Genomic DNA, 8,241 nt, shown 5'->3' on the forward strand with positions numbered 1-8,241 from the left:
AGGGAGTCCTCGGATTAGATGAAGAATTAGACCGCGCCATCCCAAGCAGCTAGGCCATAAATCGTTCTTGGCGATGATGTCACCCTTCGCCGCGTCCTGAACCTAGGGAAGCTCTGATTAAGTCCTTCGACAGGCCTGCCCTGAGCCGAGTCGAAGGGCTCAGGGCAGGCCTGTCGAAGGGCATGAACGGAATCCACTTATTCAGAGCTTCCCTAGCCCTTGGAATTATGGGTATGCTCTCATATCCAGCCACCGTGGAGCGGGTTAGGTGGTCGAGCCACTTACGGATGTTTTCGGAAATCTCACAAGCGCACGAACACCAGAATGTCCTTCGGCATCATGGAGAGTTAACTGCGCGCCACACAACTCTGCAATACGCTGGGCGATGGATAAGCCGAGGCCCGATCCCTCCTCGAACCCGGCCAGCCGATAAAAGCGACTCAAAACCCGCTCGCGTTCGGCGGAGGGAATGCCGGGCCCCTGATCGATGACTTCCCATCGCGTTCCCGCCGAATCCATGCGCGCCCGGATCGTTACCGTTTTACCCGGCGGGCTGTAGCGGACGGCGTTGTCCACCAGATTGCGCAGCAGCACCCGCAGCAAGGCTTCGTTGCCGCTGACCGGGATGGGATCCGTGGCCACGAGTTCCAGGGTGACCCCTCGACCGTGTGCCCAGGGACCGAGTTCGGCCAGAACGTCGCGGGCGATCGGCACGAGATCGCAGCGACTCTCGGGGTACGGCGAGGTTCCGGCATCCAGCCGAGCCAGGGTGAGCAATTGCTCGATCAGATGCGTCGCCCGGTCGCAGCCGCTTACGACCTTGTCCAGGGCGCGGAGGCGCTCGGCCTCGTTGGTCGCTTCCTGAGCGACCTGGGCCTGAGCCCGAATGGCGGCGATCGGGGTCCGAAGTTCATGGGACGCGTCCGCCGTGAATCGGCGTTCATGCTCCAAGGTTTCCTTCATCCGTTCGAACAGCCCGTTGATCCGGTCCACTAGGGGCCGGATCTCAGCCGGAGCCGGAGCCGGCTCTGCCTCGAGCGGTTCGAGGCGGCACGGATCGCGCGAGGCCAGCTGTCGAGCCACCTCCTCCAGGGGCTTGAGTCCCCGTCGGATCGCCAGCGCCAGAGCGACCCCCAAGAGCGGCAGGGCAACACCCAGCGGTGCCAGCAGATGGCCGGCGATTTCGCCGCTGATTGCGTCACGAGCCTCGATCTGCTCGGCGACCTGGATCAGGAACTCGTGCTCGTGCCCCCAGGTGCTGAAGACCCGCCAGCGCCGGCCTTCCGCGTCTCCGAAGCTGAAGCCCTCGTCGACAGAGGAAAGCCGGGTCGAAGGCGCCGAGACGGAATGTAGACGCAAGCGTTGTCCTCTTTCCCACACCTGGAAAGCGACGCGGCGAGCGTAGCGATGCAGTTGCGGTACGTGTTCGAGGTCAATTTCTTCGGCCTCTTCGGACAGTTGGGCCAGCAGGATGGCGGCGGATTGGGCCAGATGGGCATCCAGCAGCTCGTCCAATTCGTGCCGGGCCTGCCGGTAGGCGGACGCGGTCACGGCGATCCAGGCGATCGCGACGGCAGACAGCACCCCGATCAGCAGCCGCGAACGGAGAGATGATGCCGCATGTTTCACGTCAAGTCCCTGGGCAGGAAGTACCCCACGCCCCTCAGCGTGACGATCACCTCGGGGGCGAGCTTGCGGCGCAGGTGGTGAATGTGTACCTCGACGGCGTTTGACTCGATTTCCTCATCCCAAGGGTAGAGGCGCTGAACGAGCTGCTCCTTGGACAGCACCCGGCCGGCCTCCCGGGCCAGTTCGTGGAGCAGCGCGAATTCCTTGCCGGAGAGCTCCACCGGTTGGCCTCGATAAGTCACGGCATGGGCGACCGGATCGACCGCCAAGGGTCCGATTTCGATGGCCGGAGCCGCCCGGCCGGCCGAGCGCCGGATCAGCGCTCTAAGGCGGGCGGCGAGTTCGCCGAGATCGCAGGGCTTGACCAGGTAATCGTCGGCACCGGCATCGAGGCCCGCGATGCGGTCCGCCACGGCGTCCCGGGCCGTGAGGATCAGCACCGGCACGGGGTCCTGGGCCACCCGGAGCTGCCGGAGCAAGTCGAGCCCTGCTAGTTTCGGCAATCCCAAGTCCAGCACCACCGCCGCGAACCGCTCGGTTTCCAGGGCCAGGCGCGCCGATACCCCATCCCGCACCCAGTCGGCCGTGAAGCCCGCCTGCTTCAGCCCGGCCCGGAGGCCGTCTCCGAGCAGCGCATCGTCTTCGACGATCAGGATTCTCATGGGTCGATCTTACTACGGACGGCCGGCGCGGAGGCGGATGGGATCAGTCGTCGTCCCGATCAGCCCGTTCCGCCCATCCGATCCGGTCCGCGGTGGCATGGCTCGCCTGGGGTTCTCCTCGGTTCAGAGCTCCGAACCCGCTCCACGCCCAGACCCCGGCCAGCGCGATCATGAGGAGCAGACCGACCCAAGTTTTGGCGCCGGGAATCGCGTCCCTCGCCTCGCCGTGTTTTTTCCCGGTCAGCATCGCCCACACGAGATTTTCGCGATGGACTACACTGCTGAACAGCACGCCCAGCACATGCACGATCACTACGGCCAGCATCCCGTTCGCGAGCCCTTCGTGCAACTCTTCCAGCCAGTCGCCGCCCAACTCCTCGTAGAGCAGCCACCCGGATACGCCGCTGGCGATGCCAAGCCCTATAAGCAAGAGAATGGCCACCGCACCCAAGGGATTATGGCCGGTGAAATGGGGCGGCCGACCACGAATGAGTCCTTTTGCATACTGCAGAACCACTCTTGGCCCGCGCACGAATTCGGCGAAGCGGGCGTAGCGCGAGCCGACCAACCCCCAGACGAGACGAAAGACGAGCAGTCCGAGCACGGTGTAGCCTAAGAGCACGTGGACATCGCGCCAGCGCTCGCTTTCGGCGGTCAGAAAGGCGCCGGCGAAGCTCAGCGCCAGCGACCAGTGGAAAAAACGCGTGGGCAGGTCCCACACCAAAATGCGTTGAGTCATGAGGTTACTCCCTGGGTAAATGAAGGGCGTGTTCCGAGTAATTTCCGCGCTCGGCGGCGGTGTGGCAGGCCTCGCAATGGGCGGGCGATTGGACCGTCGGAAGCTTCCAGGTCCGCTCCGGAATCTCCTCGTGCTCGTGCCGGAACCAGCGGGTTTCGGTGATGCGCAGCAGCGGCTGTCCGTCCTCGCCGAGCGTGGCCCGACGACGGGCCTGGGCTTCCAGATAGGCGGCGATGGGCTTCAGCGTGGCCGGATCCAGGCTGGCGTCGCTGCCGAAGTGGCGGTCGAGTCCGTTCAATACGGCCCGCCATGACGCCGCCGACAGCCGCCGCGCCGGATAGGGTACATGGCAGCTTCCGCACTCCTGCACGTAGATCGGATCGGGCGGTATGGAGACTTGTCCGCTGGCCTGGGTCAACCCGTTTGCGCCAAAAACGACAGTCGGAGCCATGATCATGCGAAGCATTTTCATGTATGACATGGCGTCCTCCTCAATGCCCGAGGCTCAGAAGATAGGTCAGCACGTCCCCCTTCTCGACGGCGGTGCAGGCGCGCTTCAGCACGTCGTTACAATTGCGCCGAAACCACTTGTCGACTTTCTTTGGACGTGTGAAGCGCTCCGGATGGGCCGAGGGTGCCAACGGCTCGATCCGTTTGCCGGTCACGGCGTGCCTGCCGGGGACAACCGGGTGGTCGGTGTGGCAGGTCGCGCAGCTCCAGTCACGGCCATGACGGGCGCGGAAAAAGACCTCGCCGCGACTGGCGGAGAAGGCGGAAAAGGCCGGATCGGCCTGTTGGGCCTCTGCGGCGAGAGCCGCCAGTAAATCCTGTGACGGCTGAGCCAGTGCAGGTCCGGAAACAGCGAGCAACAAAGGTAGCGAAAAGGTGAAACGCATAAGGGCACTCCGTCGGGATCGAATCGGAGTCCATGATGCGCGGCGAAGATTAAGCGAACCTTATGAACGCTGCCGACGACAAAGGATGCCGGAAACTGACAACCGTTCGAAGGGTGGAGAGATAATCCATCCTGGAAGTTCGTGTCACGGATGGGCGAAACGAATCTACCTTCGGGGCGCCGTGATATTCCTGTTTCACGTTTGAGGAGCCTTCCCGAGGAAGGCATGGGTTTATCTACCTAAGAGATCATGGAACGCCGCAAGCGCTGTCGCTGTTCCGATGCGCACGCGTTTGGCGTCCAGGAAATCCGGACAGGATAGGACGGATAGACGCGTGCTGACGGACACCTGAACATAGAGCTGCATGGTGTCTTTGTGGTGGTAAATGAATCGACCATTTTCATTCCGCTGTAACCGTTCTCAACCCCATGGTTCCTGATGGATGTTCTCGGTCCGTTCTCAGTGAATGTGGGCTCGTTCTCACGGAATGGGGTTCCGAGCAGCCGGATAGACTCAATGAATCCGGTCCCGAAACGGCGGATGGTCTCGGTTCCGGTGCGTTATGTTCTCAGGCCACTACATCTACACGTAGCCGATCGAAAAAACGCGGCCAGCCTGACGGGAGTGGGGCCTCAGCGTTTTCTGTCATATCGCGCACAAGGCGGACAATCCGACCTTACCCGCCAACCGCAGGGTATCCCCGCCGCGGTTTCTGTCGATTCAGTTTGCCGGCGGCCTGTGTTGTCCGCTCCACAGTCTCGAACCACTCCTCTCGCACCGTTCCCGGCGAGCCGATCCGTCCCCACTCCCGGATCAGCGCCCAATCGCCGAACAGGGTGGGTGTGACGGTGATTCGGTAGAAGCGGGCCATGTTGCGCTCGAGATCGATCCCGTTGAGATAGCTCGAGGTCATCGACGTCTCCCAAATCGTTCGGGGCGGCGACTCCGGTCCGGCGCCCACGGCTTCGGTCGCCAATCCGCGTCAGAACCGGGACGCCAAGCCGCCCACTCGCGCTGGAGGGCGGCGAGGGTATCGGCTTGGCGGCGCAGCAGATCCCGTAACTGCGCGGCGGCCTGGGCCTCGGTTTCGAGTTCCCCGATCCGGCGCTGCAGGCGTTCGATCCGGTCCTCGGCCGCCCGCTGGGCGGCGTCGCGCTCCTCCGCAATCCGTTGCAGATGCCAGGCATGGTCGGCCTCGAAGCGTCGCTCCAGGGTTTCGAGCGTCTTCGCGGCGGCCGCTTCGCGTTCGGCGAGCGTAGCGGTTTGCGTTGCGCGCTGGGCCTCGGCGGCGGCGAGGGCCTCGCGGAGGCCGCGCTCGCAGTCCCGCAGCGTCGCAAGTGCCTGATCCCGTTGCGCCAACTGGCCGAGCAGGTCTGTCCGCGCCTGTTCGGCCGCGCTCCGGTAGGCGTCCCATTCCCGGCGGATCCGGTCCACCTCGGTCCGGGCCGCGTCGGTTTCGGCGCGCAGCACCGTTCGCTCCCGTTCCAGATCTTCCCGCAGCGTCTCGAACTCCCGCCGCGCCTCCTCCTGCGCCATCCGGACCACTCCGGTGAGAGCCTGATCCAGCCGCGCATCGCGCGCCGACTGAGCGGTGCGGGCGGCCGCCATACGCTCTTCGACCAGCCGCTCGAAATCCACATCGACCTTCCAGTCCTTGATCGCGCGCGAGATCACGACATTGTGCTGAATGCCGATCCGCTGGCCGATCAGAGCGACAGTGGGCTTCAGATGCTCCTTGAACCACAACTCCCCGCAGGCGGCGTAGGCGGCGTTGTAGGTGGCGATGGCGTCGCGTTTGCGGTCAGCGGCCATTGGCGCGGCCGGGGAAGGGCACGACGGTTCGTTCGAACGGGGCGCCCCCTTGGCTGATTACGACCTCGATTCGGCCGGATGCTAGGGGACGCCACCGGATGGCATAGCCGTGAAAACGTTGGACCCGGGGCGTCGGGGCGCGACGGGCGCCGAGCACGGCGTCGTGGACGAGGGCGCGCAGCATGGCGCAGGCGGCGGGGTCCCGATCGAAGGGCAGGGTCATGGGCAATCTCCGATAGACAGACACGGCTACTTATAACATAACATCATATCTAATACATAGAATATTATGAATGTAGTATGATGAAAATCATGAAAACTATTCTTTTCATAATTGACACGAAAGCGCTAGGATAAGCCCAGTCTGACGTCTGAAACCGCTGCCATGCCCCTGAATTCCACCGAAACCGCCCTCCTGCGCGGCTGGATCGAGCGCCTGCCGTATCCGGTTCTGGCCCAGCAGTACCTCGACACCGACGACGCCCTCGCCGCTCGCCAGCAGATCCGAACGCTGCGCCAGCGCCTCGCCGTCAAGGCCCAGCGCCTCGGCCGTCCCGAACTCGCCCCGCTGTTCGCGGACGAGCCGCCGATAGCCGGGCTGACCGCCTGGCAGAAAAAGGCCCACGTCGCCGTGGCTTGGGCGGCGTCGCGGCCGGAGCCGGTGCCGCAGCCCACCGATCCGGTCGACGCCTGGTTCGCCCCGCGCATCGCTCAGGCCCTCGTCGCGGCGGGACTCGCCCGCCTTGGGGACCTCCAGGCCGCCAGGACTGCCCACGGGCCGCGCTGGTGGCGGCGCTATCCCGGCGTCGGTCCCGCCATCGCCCGTACGGCCGAGGCTTGTCTTAAGACAATGCCGGGCGGGCTCCCGGCCGTGGCTGCGAGACCGCCGAGCGAGGCGCGCCATCCGGGCCTCAAAACCCTCTACATCGGTCACGAAGCCTTGGATGGGCGCCAGGGCGCCAATCGGGAACATCAACGGCGCTGCCGGATCGTGGCCGACACGGATCTCGAGGCGGTTGAAGCCTGGCTCTCGCTCTACGCCGACCGGCCCGGCACCCGACGCCAGTACCGGCGCGAGGTGGAACGGTTCCTGGTGTACTGCCTCCGCGAGCGCGGCAAGGCGCTGTCCGATGCCGACACCACCGATTGCGCGGCCTATCTCGGGTTTCTGCGTGAACCCCACCCCGACTGGCTCGGCCCCTACGGCGCGACCCGGGGCAGCGCCGCCTGGCGCCCGTTCCGCCGCGCCCTCTCGCCTGCCAGCCAGCGGCTCGCCCGGTCGGTGCTGGCGGCCTGCTTCGACTGGTTGGTGCGCCAAGCCTATCTCGAAGCCAATCCGTTCGATGGCCTGCCGCGATCCAGGCTCATGGTCGAGCGGCCGAATCGGGTCCTGACGCGAGCCGATTTCCGCTGGCTCTTGGCCTACGGTGAGGACGCCGCGCGACAGGCAAGCAGTGACGAAGACGCCCGCCGCTTGCGGCGCCTGGTCTTCGTCCTGACCCTCGCTTATGAAACTGGCCTGAGGCTCAGCGAGCTGGTACAGGCGACGACGGCGGACCTCGTCCGGGAGACGGTAGGGGAGGGCGATTACTGGTGGCTGCGGGTGACCGGAAAAGGGGGCAAGATACGCGAGGTGCCGGTCTCCGAGGCGCTCTTGGCCGCAATCGACGCAGAGCTGCGGGCGCGCGGTGAGAAGCCGGTGGGGGCGGGCAGTCGGCCGGTGCCGCTGGTCGGCCGGCTCCGGGGCAATGGAAAGGCGTTGACCGCCTCGGGGCTCTACCGCGCGCTGGTGGGCTTCGTCCGGGCGGCGGCCCGGGCGCGCGCTACCACAGATCCCGCCAGCGCCGCCCGCCTCGAACGCGCCACGACCCACTGGCTGCGCCATAGCTATGCCACCCACGCGCTGGAGGCCGGCGTGCCGCTGGAGGCGGTGCGGGAAAATCTCGGCCATGCCAGCCTGGCGACGACCTCGCGCTACGTGTCGGCCGAACGCGCGCGGCGCCACCGGGAAACCGTGTCGCGGCACCGCGCTACCCCGGAATCCCCGGAGTGAAAGACGCTTTCGGTTCAACCTGATCGATGAGACTATCCTGGGACCGGCCGGGCCAGCCATCCGTTCCGAAACCCACCCCGTGAGAGAGATACGACGAACCGATGAAAAGCATTGCCCAAGCAGCGCTGGAACTGAAACGATCCCGGCGCTATCGGCGCGCCCTCTGCGATGAAAGACGGATCGTGGGCGCTGAGAAAATCAATGGTACGTGGGTTTTGCCGGACGAGGTGATCATTCTGCCGCCCCAATCCAAATGGCGGAGCGAAAATCGGACCCGGTCATTCAAGAAATCATCGAGCCGTTTTTAGAACTCAATGTGCTCTGTTACTGTTCGAGAACGTTATTTCAAAACCCTACCTGATTAGCGATGAACTTCAGCCAAGCGAATTTGCCACTCGGGTCGAGGCTTAGCGAACGCCGCGGCGCGCGCCAGCCGTTGAAGCAGGGTTT

11 protein-coding genes are annotated in these 8,241 nt (G+C 64.9%); 2 read left to right on the forward strand and 9 right to left on the reverse strand.

Going from position 1 to position 8,241, the window contains the following annotated elements; genetic code table 11:
* Positions 1 to 264 precede the first annotated feature (264 nt).
* From JOD69_RS18040 to JOD69_RS18075, 9 genes are all read right to left on the reverse strand, one after another.
* Positions 265 to 1,629 carry an ATP-binding protein gene (locus JOD69_RS18040; RefSeq protein ID WP_156881381.1) on the reverse strand — a complete coding sequence of 455 codons (1,365 nt, stop codon included), beginning with the start codon at positions 1,627 to 1,629 and terminating at the stop codon, positions 265 to 267.
* Positions 1,626 to 2,291: a response regulator transcription factor gene (locus JOD69_RS18045; RefSeq protein ID WP_156881382.1), complete on the reverse strand. Its 666-nt coding sequence runs from the start codon at positions 2,289 to 2,291 to the stop codon at positions 1,626 to 1,628. The genes JOD69_RS18040 and JOD69_RS18045 overlap by 4 nt, the downstream gene beginning before the upstream one ends.
* A gap of 43 nt (positions 2,292 to 2,334) precedes the next feature.
* Positions 2,335 to 3,030 (reverse strand): cytochrome b/b6 domain-containing protein, encoded by a 696-nt coding sequence (locus JOD69_RS18050; RefSeq protein WP_156881383.1) that lies wholly within the window; start codon positions 3,028 to 3,030, stop codon positions 2,335 to 2,337.
* 4 nt (positions 3,031 to 3,034) lie between these two features.
* Positions 3,035 to 3,511 carry a diheme cytochrome c gene (locus tag JOD69_RS18055; RefSeq protein WP_210024132.1) on the reverse strand — a complete coding sequence of 159 codons (477 nt, stop codon included), beginning with the start codon at positions 3,509 to 3,511 and terminating at the stop codon, positions 3,035 to 3,037.
* A gap of 10 nt (positions 3,512 to 3,521) precedes the next feature.
* Positions 3,522 to 3,926: a DUF1924 domain-containing protein gene (locus tag JOD69_RS18060; RefSeq protein WP_156881385.1), complete on the reverse strand. Its 405-nt coding sequence runs from the start codon at positions 3,924 to 3,926 to the stop codon at positions 3,522 to 3,524.
* A 231-nt stretch (positions 3,927 to 4,157) separates the two neighbouring features.
* The gene (locus JOD69_RS25120; RefSeq protein WP_280859765.1) at positions 4,158 to 4,292 is read right to left on the reverse strand and encodes a hypothetical protein; all 135 of its coding nucleotides are present in this window, start codon (positions 4,290 to 4,292) and stop codon (positions 4,158 to 4,160) included.
* Between the two features lie 310 nt (positions 4,293 to 4,602).
* Positions 4,603 to 4,839, reverse strand: coding sequence for a WGR domain-containing protein (locus JOD69_RS18065; protein WP_210024133.1), 237 nt, complete (start codon positions 4,837 to 4,839; stop codon positions 4,603 to 4,605).
* Positions 4,836 to 5,738: a hypothetical protein gene (locus JOD69_RS18070; RefSeq protein WP_210024134.1), complete on the reverse strand. Its 903-nt coding sequence runs from the start codon at positions 5,736 to 5,738 to the stop codon at positions 4,836 to 4,838. Before JOD69_RS18070 ends, JOD69_RS18065 begins: the two co-directional genes overlap by 4 nt.
* Positions 5,728 to 5,985, reverse strand: a complete 258-nt coding sequence (locus JOD69_RS18075; RefSeq protein WP_210024135.1) for a hypothetical protein — start codon at positions 5,983 to 5,985, stop codon at positions 5,728 to 5,730. The genes JOD69_RS18070 and JOD69_RS18075 overlap by 11 nt, the downstream gene beginning before the upstream one ends.
* Positions 5,986 to 6,123: 138 nt before the next feature.
* Between JOD69_RS18075 and JOD69_RS18080 the strand changes: the two genes are divergently transcribed.
* Both JOD69_RS18080 and JOD69_RS18085 read left to right on the forward strand, forming a co-directional pair.
* Positions 6,124 to 7,791, forward strand: a complete 1,668-nt coding sequence (locus JOD69_RS18080; protein ID WP_156881388.1) for a tyrosine-type recombinase/integrase — start codon at positions 6,124 to 6,126, stop codon at positions 7,789 to 7,791.
* Positions 7,792 to 7,892: 101 nt separating this feature from the next.
* On the forward strand, positions 7,893 to 8,099 hold the full coding sequence (locus JOD69_RS18085) for a hypothetical protein (protein ID WP_086132960.1): 207 nt from the start codon (positions 7,893 to 7,895) through the stop codon (positions 8,097 to 8,099).
* Positions 8,100 to 8,241: the final 142 nt, after the last annotated feature.

The sequence above is a fragment of the Methylocaldum sp. RMAD-M genome, from assembly GCF_017832375.1.
GTDB lineage: Bacteria > Pseudomonadota > Gammaproteobacteria > Methylococcales > Methylococcaceae > Methylocaldum.

Coding starts and splice junctions, on each gene's coding strand:
- JOD69_RS18045 (WP_156881382.1), bottom strand. CDS start 2,291: ATGAGAATCCTGATCGTCGAAGACGATGCGCTGCTCGGAGACGGCCTC.
- JOD69_RS18050 (WP_156881383.1), bottom strand. CDS start 3,030: ATGACTCAACGCATTTTGGTGTGGGACCTGCCCACGCGTTTTTTCCAC.
- JOD69_RS18055 (WP_210024132.1), bottom strand. CDS start 3,511: ATGTCATACATGAAAATGCTTCGCATGATCATGGCTCCGACTGTCGTT.
- JOD69_RS18060 (WP_156881385.1), bottom strand. CDS start 3,926: ATGCGTTTCACCTTTTCGCTACCTTTGTTGCTCGCTGTTTCCGGACCT.
- JOD69_RS25120 (WP_280859765.1), bottom strand. CDS start 4,292: ATGCAGCTCTATGTTCAGGTGTCCGTCAGCACGCGTCTATCCGTCCTA.
- JOD69_RS18065 (WP_210024133.1), bottom strand. CDS start 4,839: ATGACCTCGAGCTATCTCAACGGGATCGATCTCGAGCGCAACATGGCC.
- JOD69_RS18070 (WP_210024134.1), bottom strand. CDS start 5,738: ATGGCCGCTGACCGCAAACGCGACGCCATCGCCACCTACAACGCCGCC.
- JOD69_RS18080 (WP_156881388.1), top strand. CDS start 6,124: ATGCCCCTGAATTCCACCGAAACCGCCCTCCTGCGCGGCTGGATCGAG.
- JOD69_RS18085 (WP_086132960.1), top strand. CDS start 7,893: ATGAAAAGCATTGCCCAAGCAGCGCTGGAACTGAAACGATCCCGGCGC.